Source organism: Halomonas sp. AOP43-A1-21, from assembly GCF_052376775.1.
Taxonomy (GTDB): Bacteria; Pseudomonadota; Gammaproteobacteria; order Pseudomonadales; family Halomonadaceae; genus Vreelandella; species Vreelandella colorata.
This window is the reverse complement of the sequence record NZ_JBQSWC010000001.1, coordinates 34,663-51,700: the sequence shown is the minus strand read 5'-3', so window position 1 is coordinate 51,700 and position 17,038 is coordinate 34,663. Positions and strand designations below refer to the sequence as shown.

Genomic DNA, 17,038 nt, shown 5'->3' with positions numbered 1-17,038 from the left:
TCCATGAATCCAGATGCCCAAGCGGTGCTACAGTTCTGGTTTAACGAACTAACGCCAGCGCAATGGTTTAAAAAAGATCTCGAGATGGATAGGGTAATTGTTACCCGGTTTGCAGAGCTGCACGCCCGAGTTGCCAAGTGTGAATGCTACTCATGGCGCGAGACCCCCCACGGCCGTTTGGCCGAAATTATTGTGCTTGACCAATTTTCTCGCAATATGTACCGCGATAACGCCCGCGCCTTTGGGTATGATGCGTTGGCCTTAGCCCTGGCACAGGAAGCCGTGGCGGCAGGTGCGGATGATGAGCTAAGCCCCGCAGAGCGCAGCTTTTTATATATGCCGTATATGCACAGCGAGTCCAAGGCAATTCACGCGCTGGCGCTTAGCCTGTTTGACCAGCCAGGGCTTGAAAACAACCTGGATTTTGAAATTCGCCATAAGGCGATTATTGATCGCTTTGGCCGCTACCCACACCGCAATGCGGTTTTGGGAAGGGCATCAACCGATGAAGAGATCGCCTTTTTAAAACAGCCAGGCTCCTCTTTTTAGCGGTGCTTTTAACTCCTTTTAGCCTTACGGCGTGTTATGTCATTACGAAAATCGACCCGAATCAATAAGTACATCAGTGAAAGCGGCCTTTGCTCGCGCCGAGAGGCGGACCGGTTTGTGGAGCAGGGTAACGTCTGGATTAACGGCCGACGGGCCACCACGGGTGATCAGGTGGTGGCGGGCGACCGGGTAAAAGTGAATGGTCAGGAGATCGAGCCTCAGGAAGAGGAAGATCTGATTCTGATTGCGCTCAATAAGCCCGTGGGCATTGTGAGCACCACGGAGTCGAGTGAAAAAGACAATATTGTTGAGTTTGTAAAGCATGGCGCGCGTATTTTTCCCATCGGTCGGCTGGATAAAGACTCCCAGGGTCTGATTTTTCTGACCAATAACGGTGATCTGGTTAACAAGATCCTGCGCGCCAACAACAATCACGAAAAAGAGTATCAAGTGACGGTTAATAAGCCGATCACGGATGAATTTGTTGAAGGCATGCAAAAAGGCGTGCCGATTCTGGGGCAGGTGACCAAAAGGTGCAGCGTAGAGAAAGTTTCCACGTTTGCATTTACGATTACGCTGGTGCAAGGACTGAACCGCCAGATTCGCCGTATGTGTGAATATTTTGGCTACGAGGTTACTCAGCTAATTCGCACTCGGATCATGAACGTATCGCTTAAAGGGTTAGCACTAGGGGACTGGCGCGATTTAACGCCCAAAGAGATCGATACGATTATCACGCTTACCGAAGGCTCTGAAGCTACCCCGGCAGCGCCCAAACAGGCTAAGCCGAAAGCCAAGCCCCGAACGCAAAATGGCCAAAATGCGCGTCAGGGCAAGCCGGGGGTAAAATCCCACAGCGCTGGTAAAGCGGCCTCTGGTAAACCGGCTAATGGTAAAGCTGCCTCTGGAAAATCAGCTTCGGGTAAAACGCGCTCAAGCGTTAAGGGTAAGCCCGGTGCGGCTGGCAAGACACATCCCAAGGCAAAAGCCGCCTCGGGGGGGAAACCGGCAGCGGCCGGCAAGCGCAGTGCCAAGCCCACGAGTAAAGCTCGCCCCAGTGCTGGAAAACCCGCTGCACGTGGAAAAGCACCGCGTCCCAAAACAAAACGTTAGGCTTTTTAGGCGCTTGCACGGGCTTTGGTTACAGTTATCCTCAATAAGCAAATGAGGCTTAGAAATCTCAATATTGCTATAAAGCAAAGTTGACGCCCGTACCTTGCCCAAGTATGAAAAGGCCAACTAAGGTATTGATACTCGGATATCAATGGAGGACCTTGTGATGGCAAAGCCTGAGCTGCAAGATGCCATAATATATACCCAGGATGGGAGCGTACTAGGCACCGTGTCGGATGCCAGTGCTGAGACAAAACTTGAGGTACTCAAATCAGACGGTAATCGGATCTGGGTAGAACGAAATGACCTGAGCGAAAATTATGGTCAATTGACGCTTGCCGAAGATTATACGGTTTACTCGGCTGATAGCGTCAAGGGCGATTGGACCGAAGGCGACGTGGACGATACGGTCGACGATACGTTCCCCGCCAGTGACCCGCCCTCATTTACCTTAGGTGATGAGGGCAAAGGACGTTAACGAAGGCGTTACGCTTAAGTCTTCATCCTTCAACACTAAAAGCTGGGCGTTGCAGATCGCAACCCCAGCTTTTTTATGCTTTGGCAGCGTCAATCAATCGGCTATGCCAGCAAAAAATTGGCAATCAGCTCTTTGCCACCTTCAGTCGCAAACGATTCTGGATGAAACTGAATGCCGTGAATCGGATAATCGCGGTGCTTGACCCCCATTAGCTCGAACTCGCCGACAGTGTTCCAGCGACTGCGCTGTTCAAAGTCAGCAGCCTGCAAGCTACCCACCGTAGCGGTCACTTCCAGACATTCAGGTAGCGAGTCTGCATCGGCAATCAGCGAGTGGTAGCGCATTACCTCTAGCTGGTCGGGTACGCCTTTAAATACCGACTGCTGATCATGGGTGACCGGGCTGATCTTGCCATGCATGGGTAATGGCGCTTTTACCACCTTGCCGCCAAACACATGCACGATGCCTTGCATGCCTAAACAAACCCCCAGCAGGGGCGTGGTTATACCCAACTCCTTGATTACATCGGCACATACGCCAAAGTAGCGCGGGTCATCGGGCGAGCCGGGCCCGGGTGAAATAATAATACGGTCAGGCGCCATCGCGACAATATCGGCAAACTCAATCTGGTCATTGCGCTCAACGATAATGTCAAAATCGTCAAGCGAGCCGCGGTTTTTTTCCGTAGTGAGAATCTCACCAATGAACTGATAAAGGTTGTAGGTAAACGAATCGTAGTTATCGATGATCAACACTTTCATGCCGGGCTCTCCGAATCCATAAAGGGCGCTAGGGCTTTACGTGTACCCGCGAATTTACGTCGAATCTCTTCATACTCGTCGTCTGCGTTACTATCAAACACGTTGCCACCACAGGTCTGCACATAAGCGTTTTCGCCATTTACAAACACGGTACGAATAGGAATGGCAAAAGTGCAGTCGCCGTTAAACGAAAACTGGCCCACCGCGCCGCCATACGGTCCGCGGCCATCGGTTTCCAGGTCATCGATGATTTTCATGGCTTCAATCTTGGGCGCGCCGGTCAACGTGCCGGCCGGGAAGTTGCTGGCCAGGGCGCTAAACATGTCTTCGCCCTCTGCAATAATGCCGACAATTTCGCTGGAAATATGCTGAACGTGGCTAAAGCGCTTGATATCCATCAGGCTGCGCACTTTAACGGTACCAAACTGGGCAACCCGGCCAATATCATTACGGTGCAGATCAACGATCATATTGTGCTCGGCAATCTCCTTGGGATCGTTAAGCAGCGCCCGCGCCAGTTGGGTATCTTCCTGTGCCGTTTGTCCCCGCGTCGTCGTACCTGCCAAGGGAAAAGTTTCCATTTCACCCTGGCGTAGACGAAACAGCAGCTCAGGGCTTGCCCCAATCAGCTTCTGTTCACCAAACTTCATATAGTACATCTGGGGCGAAGGGTTGATTGTTCGCAGCTGATCGTAAAGGGCGACCGTATCGCCCTCTAACCGGAAGCGCTTTTTAAAGCCGACTTCACACTGAAACACCTTGCCGTCGATAATATCCTGCTTGACCTTGGCGACCGCCGCGGCGTGTTCTGCCTGGCTCATGGTGTCGCCCAGCGCGGTAATTTTCAGATCGTCGCTTTCGATATCCTCGGCGTCGATAAGTGTTTGCAGAAAATCAAAGCGGCTATGGTCGTAATAGAAGTAGGTTACCTCGCCGGTCATCTTGTCGAGAATAAGCCCGTCTTTATAGAGCCCAAACCGAAACGTATCGAAGTCATCATTGGCTTTTAATGAAAGCGTAGGCTCGAAGTACTGCATCGCATCGTAGCCTAAATAGCCGCTTAGTCCGCCGGCATATTTTCGCGAAATAATATTTTGCGGTATCAGGCTACGCAGCAGGGCATAAGGGTTGTCGCTTGAATAGTGCTCGGTATGGCCGTCGCGGTCTTCAATACTCAGCGTCTGGCCATTCGCGTAAATAGTGTACTCAGGGTCAAAGCCAATAATCGAATGGCGCGCCATATGGCTATCTTCGCCCAGTGATTCCAGCATGTAGCAGGTGGCAAACTGCTTCTCTATTTTTTTGAATAAGGCAAAAAAATCACAGTCTGCCGCGAGCGTGACGTAGTGAGGTTTACGCGGCAGCGTAAACGGACGTGGGCTGTGTTGTTGAGGCGTAGCTTGGATGGTCATGGTTCAGCGGTCCATTAATGAGTGAGAAGTGCCTAGCGCGCGTGAACCACGCGAAACGGTCGCAATGCCAACCCCTAACATTTCCGCAATCTTGCGGTGGGGAACTCCCTCTCGAAGCAGATTGAAAATTTGCAGCCGTTTGCTGATTTCCAGATATTCCGCTGGCGTTAGCAGATTGCTTAGCGCTTCATGCATGGCGTCAGGGCTATCAATCGCCAATAGATAGGTAATCAATTCGGTGTGGTAGGAATCATATGAAGACGAATTCTTTGAAGACATGAGCGCACCGATAATAGAAAGGCTGTACTAGCGTACTAGTACCATATATTGATTGGCGAAGAAGTCAAGTAATTCCCAGACTTGGAAATAGGCCTGGAAGAAATAGGCCTGGAAGAAATAGGGCTGGCATTGAGGTTAGCGATAGGATTGATGAGAAAGCAGACGGATAGGCGTTAAATGCTCAGCGCTAATGGGTCTTGAGGAAGGTGCTTGTTCGCAGACGGTAATAGATTACTATACCGTCATCTTGATTAAGGGGTACGGCATGACGGCTTATTTTATCCAGGCATTTATCTACCTTCTGGCGGCAGTAATCGCAGTGCCGCTTGCCAAACGGTTTGGCTTGGGGTCGGTGCTGGGATATCTCGTGGCCGGGGTTGCCATTGGGCCGGTCTTTGGACTGGTAGGGCAAGAGACCACCACTATTCAGCACTTTGCCGAATTTGGCGTGGTGATGATGCTTTTTCTGGTCGGTATGGAGCTAGACCCCAAAAGCCTCTGGGCAATGCGGGTCCGTTTGGTGGGGCTTGGCGGGTTGCAAGTCGTGATAACCGCCATTGCGGGTACGGCCACTGCCTGGTGGCTGGGCCTGGTATGGCAAACCGCCTTAACGGTTGGGTTAATTTTTGCGCTTTCCTCCACCGCTATCGTACTGCAATCGTTAAATGAAAAAGGCCTGGCTAAAACCGAGGGCGGGCGTAGCGCTTTTTCGGTGCTGCTATTTCAGGATATTGCCGTAATCCCTATGCTCGCGTTGATTCCGCTACTGGCGCTGCCGGAGTTGATGGGAACCGGTGGCGGTGGAGATGACCACGGCAGTTTTAATCTGGTAACGCATCTTCCTGGATGGGCCCATGCCCTGGTCGTCATCGGGGCCATTGTCGCGGTTATCGCGGGCGGTTATTACCTGGGCCCGCCGCTGTTTCGCTACGTGGTAGGGGCAGGGCTTCGCGAAGTATTCACCGCCACCGCGCTGATGGTGGTAATTGGTATTGCCGCACTGATGAGCCTGGTTAATTTATCACCCGCGTTAGGCGCATTTTTAGCGGGCGTGGTGCTTGCCAACAGTGAATTCAAGCACGAACTCGAGGCTAATATAGAGCCATTTAAAGGGCTTTTGTTAGGGCTTTTCTTTATCACGGTGGGCGCCGGGATCAATTTTGAAGTATTGGCGGCCGAGTGGGCCACCGTCGTTGCATTGGGGTTGGCGGTCATCGCGGTTAAAGCCATCGTTTTGCTGGCGCTAGCCTGGCTGTTCAAGATCCGTGGAAGTAACTTCTGGCTGTTTGCGCTCAGCCTTGCCCAGGCCGGTGAATTTGGGTTTGTGTTGCTGACCTACAGCGTACAGAACAGTGTTATTGCGCCGGATACCGCGCAGATTCTGTCGCTGGTGGTGGCGCTTTCAATGTTTTTAACACCGCTTCTCTTTATCGCTTATGACCGACTTGTTCTACCCCGTTACCTGAGTGCGAAAGGGGAGGCGCGCGACGCTGATGATATCGAAGAACAGGCGCCGGTAATCGTTGCTGGGGTAGGGCGTTTTGGGCAGATCATCTGCCGTTTGCTGCGAGCTAATAATATTCCCATGGTCGTGCTGGATCTTGAGCTTGAGCAGATTGAAAACTCACGGCGGATCAATATCAAAAGCTACTTTGGTGATGCCAGCCGCTCGGACCTTCTGGAACGAGCGGGCATCGAAAGCGCCCGAATGTTGGTGGTGGCCATTGACGACCGTGATCGCGCGGTGCACATGATCCAGCATGTTAAGCACTATTACCCTAACGTGTGGGTGCTGGCGCGGGCCTTTGACCGCGGGCACGGGTATCAGCTGCGTAAAGCTGGCGCCGATGATGTGGTCAGTGAAACCTACCACTCCGCGCTGGAACTGGGTGGCCACGCGTTGACGGCCATGGGCGTGCATCCCATGCGGGCGAAACAAATGACCTGGTCGTTTGTGCAAAATGAGCAGGCTCACGAGGACGAGCTGTTTAACGCCTGGCAAGAGATTGAAGGCGGCATCAGCTTTAGCCCACGTTACGGTGAGCTGTTTATGAAACTGGAGGAATCACTCAACAGCGCGATGCAGCAAGACTGGCAAGAACCCGAGCGCGCTGATGTACCTATCTGGACGCCGCCCGAGAAAAGTGAGCAGTAGGGTAGGTAAAGAGATTTTAATTGAGCCTAAAAATTCACTAATGCGCTGAGTTGATTGAGCTGGCTTGGCGTTTCTAACTGCGCGATTATTTTCCGGGGGGATTACCCATCCGGCTCCAGGTCGATCTCCAGGTTCAGCCCTGGGGCGCTCAGGCCGTGCAGATGACCGCTGCCGTAGGTGTGCCAGTTGAGCGCGGGCAGCTCGCCGAACTGGCTCGCTTGAGGGGCACCGTTGGCGGTGAGGGTGCGGTGGTGCCGCTGCTAGCCTCGGCCGCCGTAGAGGCTAGCTCAGCCTTTGAATTAGGTGTCTGGCTCTTTGAACTCACTCTAATTTAACAAGTAATTCAGATCTTACGGAGCATCTATTCAATTATCCTTTAAAAATACTTTTTAATGCCCTAAAAATTATTTTTACTATTAAGTAAATATTTATTAATGATAATAAAAATAAAAAAAGAAGGCTATACCCTAAATATTTTCCTCGAACACACTGCCAATGATTTACACTGACCCATCTTTCTTCTTGTTCAAAGTCTTCTTCATATAAAACTTTATAAACATACTCTTCACTACTTATCGAAGAATACCTTTGAAGTGAAAAAAGCTTTTCATTACCCTCCCAGTCAATTGCCTTAAAATAAATCTTAGATCCTGTCGACACTGCATTATACCCAACAATAGTTTTAAATTTGCTTGCTCCTTTAACCCACTTATCAAATGCTGGTTTTTCTTTATTCGTACTAGATATAATTTCTGTGTAATCTACCATTAACTGAAATCGATCATCAAACCAAGATGGTGAAAGTCCGAGCGCTAGCTCGGGTTTTTTTTCTCTTATACCACAGTAAAAGGCAGTTGAAGAATTCATGTACAGAACAACCAAGGCTACAACAAAGAAACTACAAATAAAAAAAACATATGAAGAACGCATATTTTTAGCACCATCTATTATGGTTTTGGATAGATGACTGACCAGTCGAAGGTTTTATATTGATATGGTGTACCTCCTAGTTCAACACCCATATCTATAGGACCTTCAAAACCTTCAGGGTCTCCCTCCCGATTCATAATCGGAGCTGTAATGGTTGTTGTACAGCTGTCTTCAGTGCAAACCTCAGTATATTCAGCCTTCACTCTACCTATATGAAAGGTATCCCATCCCTCCCATATGAGATCCATATCAATTCTGTGTGGTTCTCTACCTTCTCCACGCATATTTCTATCGATTTGAGCTTGAACGCTGGGATGGTTAATTATTTTATCCTTAACTGACTGACAAAGTTCTGCGGGACTGCCGTTACCGTGGTAATAATGTGCTACCGCATCGCTGGAATTCTTTAAGACACTATAGTCACGATTGGCAGCATGATTCCAAGGATGCGCTCCATCCAGACCCAGCGGATCCACCATCCCCAACGGATTCGCTACATACCCATATAAGTTGGTGCCACCCCGCAACCCAATTGGATCCTGACTCACATATCGCCCCTGCTGCGGATCATAGTACCGGTGACGGTTGTAATAGAGTCCACTTTTCTCATCTTGCCACTGCCCTTGGAAGCGAATCGGCTGCACTGTGTTACCGCGCTGATGTTTCACTGTGGCCCAATCATCAGGCTGCGCCTGCCATTTCGTTTCGCCATTGGGCGCCACCAGTTGCATGGGCGTACCTAGCGCATCGGTCACAAAAGCACTGAGCGCTTGACCTTGCTGCGTATCATCAATGCGCAGCATGGGCACAAAACTACCCGGCTCGTAGACAATGGTCGAGCGCTGACTATCGCTTTCTTCCCGCACGATGCGGTCGCCGTCCCAGCCGTAGTGCGGTGATTTTCAACCCAGTTGTCCAAATGGCTGCCTCTAGGCAGCCTGTTTATTACGCTCGATTTCGTGCAGCTTGCCAGGGTTGAGCGATACCGAGCCAGGTATCTCCCAGTTTCGGGTGTTGCCTGACCAGCGCTGTGGATGTCGGCGCTTAGCGCTTTCATACACCGCTTTGCGGTGCTCAAGACGTTCACGGTCAACGCCTTGGTGCCGATCAGCGGGCGTCACATACCGAATGCCACTGTGCAGGTGCTGTTCGTTGTAAGCCTGTTCAAACGCCAGCATCCAGTCAACGTACCGCGTTGAGCGATGCAAAGCCCTTTGTAGGCCACGCTGGGCAGTATTTGACCGTGCGGAACAACGCTTCCGAGTAAGGGTTGTCATTGCTCACTCTCGGCCGGCTGTAAGACATCAGCATTCCCAGCTCTGTTAGCCTTGCTTTAAGCGTATAAGACGTCATCGGCGCGCCATTATCCGAGTGCAACACCGGGGGCTGATGCCAGCATCCTTCTCGCAATAAGGCGCGTTCCAACAAGTGTTTCGCTAACTCGCCTGATTCCGCATCATGGACTTCCCAGGCGATGATTTTACGACTGTAGATATCCATGATCAGATAGAGATACCAGTGCTGGCCACGCACAACGGAAGAACAGTAGCTGATGTCCCAGCACCAGACCTGGTTTGGCCCGGTTGCAGTAAAGCTTGTCGGCTCAGGTACTTGGCGGCGTGGCTTCATTCGCCCTCGGTGCTGCTGCTGTTGGTGCTTTTTCAGTACTCGATAGAACGACGACTCGGAGGCCAAGTAGATCCCTTGATCTGCCAATGAGGGCACGATTTGAGACGGCGGCAGGCTCTGATACTCGGGGCGATGGCAGGCGTTTAAAATGGCCTGTTCCTCCTCGTGAGTCAGCTGATGCGGCTGACTGCCTTGTACCGCGCGTGGACGCCGATCCTCAACCACAGCGCCACACCCAGAACGCCAGCGTTTCAACGTGCGCTCGCTCACGTCTATCATCGCCGCGGCTTTGTAACGGGAAGCGCCTCCCGTTACCGCCTTGTCAAACAACGTAATGAGCCTTGCACGTTCCTCAAGAGGCGTCAGTCGTCCTCGCCGCTGTTCAGGTCTTCGCCGTACAAGGCGTCTAGCTTTTTTGAGAGCACCAGCAGCGACGTTGTTTCCGCTAAGGCTCTGTCTTTGCGGCGGACTTCCGCTTTGAGCTGCTTGATCGTCTTACGGTCTTCTTTCCGCTGTTTCTGTGCCGTTCTTTGCTGGCCTTCTTGTTGGCCAGCGCCCTCTAGACAAGCGGCTTTCCACTGCTGGATTTGCTCGGGATAAAGGCCTTTTTCGCGGCAGTAAGCACCCAGCTCGGTTTCTGACAGGGTGGCGGTTTCAATGACCACGGCGAGCTTGGCATCTGGTGACCATTCGTTGTCGCTTGGTGTGTAACCCGGCACAGGCACTCCTTTTTCTCGACACTTTTTTAACCAACTATACAGCGTCGCGTCAGAGATGCCTTCTTCAGTGGCAACGGATACCACGCTGCGATTGTGGGGTGGCAATAACTTTTTCAGAACGGCTGCTTTACGCTCTGCAGAATAACGTGGCACAAGGACTCCATGCCGCTCCCTCTGGATTAGGTTAAGGCGATATCGCCAACCGGACAACTAGGCTGACAGAGGGGGACACCTTGCCGTGGCGTTGGCGCACCGCAATCAAATCCCCCCACCGGGCGATAGGAGTAGCGCACCAGCCAACAGTTCTGGCCGTCATCGTTATCTTGGTTAATAATCATTTACAGTGCTGAAGACTTATACACGCATTACTATGCGGCTACTCCAATACATCTAGATGAGTGGCACTACTACCAAAATAAAAATGGCCATCGACTATTATACCTTCGCTCCGCTATTGCATAGCGCCTCTTCATTTCCTCTGTATCACGATCAATGACGAGGCAGCTAGCGCTCTTTTTCTGTGAATGTGAAGGGGACTACATCCATGTTGCAATTATTGCTTGAATTCCGAATCAAATCCCCATTAGCATATCCCAAAAAGAAATATTTCTTTCACTATACTGCTTTTTAAAAATCATGTTGGCGGGTGTTGATGTCTGATCCAGTCCGCAATCTTTGCTAAAAGAGTATGAGAATGCTAACTCATGATCATTGTGTTTTATGTTTAAGTTCTTGTAGTTGAAGCTCGCCGTATACACACCATCCGACCTTTCCCTAAATGTGGTTTCAGAATTTTCTGAGATCAATAAAGTTTCTTCATTTTCTAAGTTTTTTAAAACTATCGAATTCACATTTACTAAACAGCTACTGCCCTGTTCGGTGGAAGAAGAAAACCAAAGCAGCATTTCATATGGGGTGTGGTATATACTAGTTTTATTGTCAATGTTTTCCATTGTGCCGCGCAACTTTGCATGTATAACACCAGTGTTTAGGTGGATCTCAGGCTCTGTGAATTCATAATTTTTATGTGTTTTCATGCTGCACCCTAGGCACGTGAAAATCACCAACAACAGGAGCGTTAAGTTTTTTGATTTTAGCATTGATTATTTTTCCTGTGTTAAATGATCGTACGTGGTTGTGAAGCGCTGTGGGTTAAACATGTCTGACGGTGAAGTTCCAAAAATATAGTATGGAAGCACATCTGTAACACCATGAGGAGCTCCGCCCATGAAACGTGGGCCAAAAAAGTTATAAGTTCCCGCATTAGCCGGATCGGTCACAAGGTCGTCATTACAATCAAAAACTGCTTCACTACGGCCATTTGGGGAAACAAATTTTCGATTTCCATCATTGCCTTCACCCATGCGGTGATAGATTGACTCTTCCGGTGTTAACTCCGTCCAATCCTGAACATCAGTAATATCTGAAACAGGCTCATTCCAATAATTTCTTGTCCAGTTAACTACTGCAGTCCCCCCAACTACCACTCCAGCAATACAGAATCCGCCGCAAGCTAACAACCCCAGCGGATCCACCGCCCCCATCGGATTTGTCACATATCCATATAAGTTAGTGCCACCGCGCAACCCAATCGGATCCTGACTCACATATCGCCCTTGCTGCGGGTCGTAGTACCGATGGCGGTTATAATAGAGTCCGCTTTCTTCATCGTGCCACTGGCCCTGAAAGCGAATCGGCTGCGCCGTGCTGCCGCGCTGATGCTTCACTGCCGCCCAGTCATCGGGCTGCGCCTGCCATTTCATTTCGCCGTTGGGCGCCACCAGTTGCATGGGCGTACCCAGCGCATCGGTCACAAAAGCGCTCATCATTTGGCCTTGCTGAGTATCATCAATACGCAGCATGGGCACAAAGCTGCCCGGCTCGTAGACGATGGTTGAGCGCTGGCTCTCGCTTTCTTCGCGCACGATGCGGTCGCCGTCCCAGCCGTAGTGGGTGGTGGCGGTGGTGCCGTTGGTGTGGCGGACGGTTTTGCTGATCCGGCGACCCAGGCCGTCGTAGCGGTAGGCGGCCTCCGTGGTGTGGCCGTGTTGGTAAGGCTTACCAAGCGGTTGGCGCCGTCGTAGCCCATGGTCAGGCGCTCGCCGTTGGGCTGTTGCCGTTCGATCATATTGCCTGCGCCATCGTAGCGGTAGCGGGTGCCGTTGAGCTGGCCCAGGCGGTTGTCGGAGAGGGCCTGCTGGCCGTCCAGGCGGTTACCGGCAGCGTCTAGCGCGTAGCGGTGGGCCTGGTCGCCGTGCTGGCTGCCGGTGAGGCGACCGGCGGCATCGTAGCTATACGCAATCACTTTGGATTGTTCACCTTGCAGGGCGCGGAAGCTCATCCGGCCCAGGGCGTCGTACTGGTACTGCTGGCCGCCGCCGTGTTGCGCGCCGCGCAGGGTGAGATGGTCCAACTGGCCGAGGTTCGTATAACCGCGCTCTAGAATCAGCGGTTGCGTCTGGTCGCCACTGCCGAGGCTGACGCGGCGCTGAGTCTCGCGGTGTAGGGCGTCGGGCTCCAGGGCGATGTCCAGGTTCAGGTCCGGAGCGCTCAGGCCGTGCAGGTGGCCGCTGTCAGCGCGTCGCATTATTTAGGGAATCTCGCGCCTGTAGAGCGAATACCCGGCCACACGCCAGCGTTCGCCCGTGCGCGTATCGTAGTAACCGCCCTCGGCGCTGCGGCCTTCATCTTCTATCTGCCAACTGCCGCCGCCGTCGTAGCTAACGGCGGTGACATCCTTGCCCAGCAGGCTTCCTTGGTTGACGCCGTCGAATAGCAGTCCTTCTTCCGGTGTGATGTAGAGAGCATAGCCCACCAGGTCGCTATCAAATTCGTGCAGCTCGCTTAATTCCTCGCCATTCCAGTGCCAGACGGAAGACGGGTGGTCGGGAAGCTTTTCTTTGGGCATAAAGCCATGGGGGCGGCCCCGTCTGGCCAGAATATATGTTTCGCTCTGATCGGTGGCCGCGATATCCATGACGCGATAATGGCCCAAGGCCAGCTCGAAGCTGGGCGCGTCTTCTCCCCAGGGCAGGGTATACATCACGCTTTCGTCGCGGACTTGATCATGAAAGGCCATGCGCAGGACGTTATCTTCCCCGAGCGCGACTAAATCAAAGCGTTGGCGTTCGTTGTCAGGGTCGCGGGATGTTTCTGGTACCGGAATTTCCTGCCAATTGTCGCCGCCATCGTTAGTGCGCCAGATATGGGGGCCCCAGCCAATCAGGTAGCCGCGCTCGGCGTCGATAAAACGCAGGGCGGAAATATTCTGATCCTCCGGCCAGCGCATTTTTTCCCACGACTCGCCTTGATCCGTGGATTTGAATAGCTGCGTGATTTGAGGCGTATAGCGCCCGCCTGGAGGTGGGTTTAAGTGATAATCCATCCATCCTGTGGCCAGGTAGAGCGTATTCCAATCCTTGGATAGCCACCAGTCAGCTTGTTGAGCAGGCTCTTCAAAGCGCCGTTCAATCCCTTCTTCAATGGAGCCACTAAGAATGCGTACGCTACGACGATTAGCGCGCTCAGCCGGGCTAGACATCCAAGGTTCGCTATACTCCAGTTTGACATTCGCGAGAACTTCTTCGTCTGTTCTGGGTTTGGTCGTTGTCTTAGGCTGGGTGAGTTTCATGGAAAGCACCTGCCCACCCCGTATTCTAAAATCGCCAGGCCCGTAAGGTTCATCTTCTCTTATGAAATCGCTGTCTACCTGCTCCCACATACTCCAACTCCCTATGCCCCAACTCGTGACCAAAATGGCGGCCACGCCAACAAACCAGTGAGACTTGCGCATGACATCTCCTACTGGCGGTGGTTTATCAACCGTGAAAGCGCCTGTTCGGCGGCATCCATGCCAGCACTCACCGCATCAATACCGGCATTCACTCTATCGCTTACCGCTTCTGCTGTGCATTGAGCGGTTTCTGCCGCTGTTTCCCATACAGCGCCAATCTTACTTTTGCCGACCTCAAGGCTGCTCCCGATGGCTTGACCCCAAGTTTCTGCGTCTCCCCACTCTTCGATATTAGGTTGGCCGCCAATTCTTATCAGATCACACGCATCCAGGTCGGCGAGGCCAGCATCCAGATAAGCTGGAACATGCGTAGCAAAGGCAAAAGTCTTAAAAGTGGTGGGGTCAACCTCCAGTTCGTATTGCTCGACCTCCATGGCAACGCTGCGGTTGGGGTAACGGCGGCAGACAATATGGACCTGGTCAGCTTTCATGTTGTCCTTGAGTCCATTTTCAGCATTTTCTTGAAGATTAAGCCTCGCCTGATCTAGCCAGCGCTTGCCATCTGGACTCAGCCTTGGTTTTAAGCGCTCCCCGTAGGTATAGCAGTAGTAGTAGCCATAGCTTATGTAATAGTCGGGAGGCAGGTGACCGCAGCCGATATGGCGCATCATGAAATTGGCATGGCGCGACCAGTGTGGGTGTGGGCTGTCGGGCGCGATCAATTCATCGCGGTTAATCAATAGGCGGCGTGCTACATCTATATTATCAAATGGGTTCCAAGATGTGGTCCATGCCTTCAATGCCTCCCAGCCCGATACGCCGCTCTTGGTAATGTATTCATCGTGAAGGGGCCGGTAATACCATTCACAGTTGCCCAAGAAGCTTTCGTTGGCCGGAGGAACCTGTTTATTACAGACGTATATATCGACCGCGACCCGCTGAGTGTCGTCAACAGGTGTGTGATTGGCATCGGTCGCACCGAGTACTTCGTCTTCCGCCACGGTCAGTCTCCCAAAATATCGATGTGCAGGTGATCGGGGGCGTCGCTTTCGGATAACCCGGTTTCCCCGAGGTCATTGGTTCGGCCCTCTTGTACGACCGAGCCATTAGCATCCGTGATGCGATAGCGCATATTAGCTGCAGGAATTTGAGTTCCTCTCCAGGTCGCGATGAAAGCCTGGTCGTAGCTCCTTGAATCGCTTTCGTTTCGGACATGAAGTGATGAGCGCTCTTTTCTACCCTGCGCGCTTAGTCTTGACCTTGCGCTAGTCAGACTCGGCGTTTGGTGTGGCTCAAGAGTAACGTCGTCACTCTCTTCAGGCTCTGCTTCGCCCGGCAGGCGCGGCAGCACGATTGCTTGCCCCTGGCCACGCCCGGGGCTGCCACCCGAGTTGATTCTCACCTGTGAACCCACAATGGTCACACCGCTCGGGTCGAGCTTTATAAAGCTGCCGCCCGCTTTGAGGGTAATTTCCGCCCCGGCCTCGATCACGACCTGCGAGCCGGCCTTGTAGTGCACCTCACGACCCGCTTCCAGAAGCTGCGAATCGCCATAATATTCGTGACGGGTCTGATCCACCTGAAGGTGGTCATCGCCTTTTATCTGCGTGTGGCGATTATGGTGGACCGTCAGGTGGTCGTCGTTATGAATCTCGGTCAACCGGTTGCGGTGCAGCTTCAGGTGGCTGTCGCGGCGGATTTCTTCAGTGCGGTCATTTAACGTCAGCAGTTCCAGGTCTTTTTGGGCGTGCAGCCAGATCTGCTCTTCACCGGCTTCGTCCTCGAAGCGTAGCTCGTTGAAGCCCTCGGCCTTATGGCTTTGGGTGCGAATCACGGTGCGGGTCTTGTGTTCCGGCAGCGGGTAGGGCGGGATGTTTACCGCGTGGTAGGTACGCCCGGTGATGAGTGGCTGGTCCGGGTCACCTTCCAGGAACGAGATAATCACCTCATGGCCAATGCGCGGAATCGCCATGCTGCCATAGCCACCGCCCGCCCAGCCCTGGGCCACCCGTATCCAGCAGCTGGCGGTTTCATTGGGCTCGGCGTAGCGGTCCCAGGGGAACTGCACCTTTACTCGGCCGTGTTCATCGCAGTAGATCTCTTCGCCTTCGGGGCCCACTACAAACGCCACCTGAGGCCCATCCACGCGCGGTTTGGGATTGGGCGTCGGGCGCCAGGTCTGGTCGCGGGGCATCAGCTCGACGCTATTGTAGTAGCGGGTCATCTGTTCGCCCGCTTGATCCGAGGTGGCGCTACCCCGGGCCATGCCGTCTTCTTCCAGCGCCTGGGGCTGCTCGCCGACATGCACCACGCCGAGTACCTGCCAGTCCTGATTGAGGCTCTCCACATCGTGGTCGGTCAGGGTGAAGCAGAGGCCCGGGGCCAGTTCGGGCAGGTCGCTCTCGGCCTGGGCTACCAACGCATCGGCGCGCAGGGATTCCAGCCGGTGGCGGGTAAACGGCTTGCCGGAGCCATCTTTCTTGTAGCGGCCTGGGTAGTCGAAGTGTTCGTAATCCTCACGCTGAGCGTGCTCGCCTAGCCCCGGCGCCAGGTGCTCGTGCCGCTGGGCGTAGGCCGGGTTTTTAAAGGTGTAGTCCTTGAGCATGGCGGATGCCGGGCGTACCCGGCTGACCTGACGCAGCTTGCGCAAATGGCGCCGGGGCGGCGTACCGCCCGCACGGCCGTGGTAGGTGCGCTCACCCACGCTTGGCAGCACCGCGGTGGCATCGGCAAATACTAGCCGGTGGGCGCCGCCTTCGGCATTTTCGAACTCATGGAAATAAAAGCATCCCTCTTCGGCAGCCAGGCGTTCGATAAACGCCAGGTCGGTTTCCCGGTACTGCACCAGGTACTCCCGCTCGAGCGGGGTACGCGTGGTGGCAAAGCCGATATCCGTCAGGCCACGCTCCTGGGCCAGGGTGGTGATCGCATCGTAAGGCAGCGTTTCCTGGAAGATGCGCGAGTTGTGACGCAGCGAAAGCCGCCATAAGGCCGGGCGGATCACCACCTGATAAAAAGAGCGGCGGTGGCCGCGGTCGCCTTGGGCGAACTCGCTCACAATGCCATGAATGCGGCGTAGCGGTTCGCCATCCTGCCAAATAGTTAACGTGGCCGTCTGCTCCAGGCAGTCGGTGGGGGATAAATCATGAGCCCGGCTGGCAAACTCGACAGAGAGGGAAAACGGTTCGGAAAGGGCTTCGCGGTGGGTAAAACGTACAACAGCGGTATCATCAGCCCCGGGTAGGGTGAGAGTAAACTGCAGGCCTGTTTTATCCGCCAT

The 17,038-nt window shown here is 53.2% G+C and carries 16 protein-coding genes and 1 pseudogene; 5 read left to right on the top strand and 12 right to left on the bottom strand.

The annotated features are described in order from the left end of the window. The first annotated feature begins 3 nt into the window (after positions 1 to 3). From ACT3R7_RS00245 to ACT3R7_RS00235, 3 genes are all read left to right on the top strand, one after another. Positions 4 to 549 carry a DUF924 family protein gene (locus ACT3R7_RS00245; RefSeq protein WP_496198700.1) on the top strand — a complete coding sequence of 182 codons (546 nt, stop codon included), beginning with the start codon at positions 4 to 6 and terminating at the stop codon, positions 547 to 549. A 36-nt stretch (positions 550 to 585) separates the two neighbouring features. After that, on the top strand, positions 586 to 1,662 hold the full coding sequence (rluF, locus tag ACT3R7_RS00240) for a 23S rRNA pseudouridine(2604) synthase RluF (protein WP_496198699.1): 1,077 nt from the start codon (positions 586 to 588) through the stop codon (positions 1,660 to 1,662). 166 nt (positions 1,663 to 1,828) lie between these two features. Beyond that, positions 1,829 to 2,140, top strand: a complete 312-nt coding sequence (locus ACT3R7_RS00235) for a hypothetical protein (RefSeq protein WP_441675988.1) — start codon at positions 1,829 to 1,831, stop codon at positions 2,138 to 2,140. Between the two features lie 101 nt (positions 2,141 to 2,241). On the opposite strand, the gene ACT3R7_RS00230 is transcribed toward ACT3R7_RS00235, so the two are convergent. The 3 genes from ACT3R7_RS00230 to ACT3R7_RS00220 are packed head-to-tail and all read right to left on the bottom strand — an operon-like array spanning position 2,242 to position 4,592. Next, complete coding sequence (locus ACT3R7_RS00230) at positions 2,242 to 2,901, bottom strand: anthranilate synthase component II (protein ID WP_496198698.1); 660 nt, start codon at positions 2,899 to 2,901, stop codon at positions 2,242 to 2,244. Continuing rightward, positions 2,898 to 4,313, bottom strand: coding sequence for an anthranilate synthase component I family protein (locus ACT3R7_RS00225; RefSeq protein ID WP_496198697.1), 1,416 nt, complete (start codon positions 4,311 to 4,313; stop codon positions 2,898 to 2,900). The genes ACT3R7_RS00230 and ACT3R7_RS00225 overlap by 4 nt, the downstream gene beginning before the upstream one ends. Before the next feature lie 3 nt (positions 4,314 to 4,316). Continuing rightward, the gene (locus ACT3R7_RS00220) at positions 4,317 to 4,592 is read right to left on the bottom strand and encodes a Trp family transcriptional regulator (RefSeq protein WP_496198696.1); all 276 of its coding nucleotides are present in this window, start codon (positions 4,590 to 4,592) and stop codon (positions 4,317 to 4,319) included. A gap of 265 nt (positions 4,593 to 4,857) precedes the next feature. Here ACT3R7_RS00220 and ACT3R7_RS00215 point away from each other — a divergent pair, with 265 nt between their 5' ends. Next, entirely contained in the window at positions 4,858 to 6,747 is a 1,890-nt protein-coding gene (locus tag ACT3R7_RS00215) for a monovalent cation:proton antiporter-2 (CPA2) family protein (RefSeq protein ID WP_441675991.1), read from the top strand. Between the two features lie 161 nt (positions 6,748 to 6,908). Beyond that, entirely contained in the window at positions 6,909 to 7,082 is a 174-nt protein-coding gene (locus ACT3R7_RS00210) for a hypothetical protein (protein WP_496198695.1), read from the top strand. Between the two features lie 34 nt (positions 7,083 to 7,116). Here the strand turns inward: ACT3R7_RS00210 and ACT3R7_RS00205 are convergent, their stop codons facing one another. From ACT3R7_RS00205 to ACT3R7_RS00165, 9 genes and pseudogenes are all read right to left on the bottom strand, one after another. Beyond that, complete coding sequence (locus tag ACT3R7_RS00205; RefSeq protein WP_496198694.1) at positions 7,117 to 7,677, bottom strand: hypothetical protein; 561 nt, start codon at positions 7,675 to 7,677, stop codon at positions 7,117 to 7,119. A gap of 17 nt (positions 7,678 to 7,694) precedes the next feature. Then, a complete protein-coding gene (locus ACT3R7_RS00200) occupies positions 7,695 to 8,543 on the bottom strand; it encodes an RHS repeat-associated core domain-containing protein (protein WP_496198693.1) in 849 nt (282 codons plus the stop codon). A gap of 63 nt (positions 8,544 to 8,606) precedes the next feature. After that, positions 8,607 to 10,178: pseudogene (locus ACT3R7_RS00195) on the bottom strand (IS3 family transposase). 419 nt (positions 10,179 to 10,597) lie between these two features. After that, positions 10,598 to 11,062, bottom strand: coding sequence for a hypothetical protein (locus tag ACT3R7_RS00190; protein ID WP_417419832.1), 465 nt, complete (start codon positions 11,060 to 11,062; stop codon positions 10,598 to 10,600). Positions 11,063 to 11,128: 66 nt separating this feature from the next. Further along, positions 11,129 to 11,950 carry an RHS repeat-associated core domain-containing protein gene (locus ACT3R7_RS00185; protein ID WP_496198692.1) on the bottom strand — a complete coding sequence of 274 codons (822 nt, stop codon included), beginning with the start codon at positions 11,948 to 11,950 and terminating at the stop codon, positions 11,129 to 11,131. Beyond that, positions 11,851 to 12,438, bottom strand: coding sequence for an RHS repeat domain-containing protein (locus ACT3R7_RS00180; protein WP_496198691.1), 588 nt, complete (start codon positions 12,436 to 12,438; stop codon positions 11,851 to 11,853). Before ACT3R7_RS00180 ends, ACT3R7_RS00185 begins: the two co-directional genes overlap by 100 nt. 177 nt (positions 12,439 to 12,615) lie before the next feature. Beyond that, the gene (locus ACT3R7_RS00175; protein ID WP_496198690.1) at positions 12,616 to 13,818 is read right to left on the bottom strand and encodes a WD40/YVTN/BNR-like repeat-containing protein; all 1,203 of its coding nucleotides are present in this window, start codon (positions 13,816 to 13,818) and stop codon (positions 12,616 to 12,618) included. Positions 13,819 to 13,826: 8 nt separating this feature from the next. Then, positions 13,827 to 14,759 (bottom strand): hypothetical protein, encoded by a 933-nt coding sequence (locus ACT3R7_RS00170; RefSeq protein WP_496198689.1) that lies wholly within the window; start codon positions 14,757 to 14,759, stop codon positions 13,827 to 13,829. Between the two features lie 2 nt (positions 14,760 to 14,761). Further along, positions 14,762 to 17,038: a type VI secretion system Vgr family protein gene (locus tag ACT3R7_RS00165; RefSeq protein WP_496198688.1), complete on the bottom strand. Its 2,277-nt coding sequence runs from the start codon at positions 17,036 to 17,038 to the stop codon at positions 14,762 to 14,764.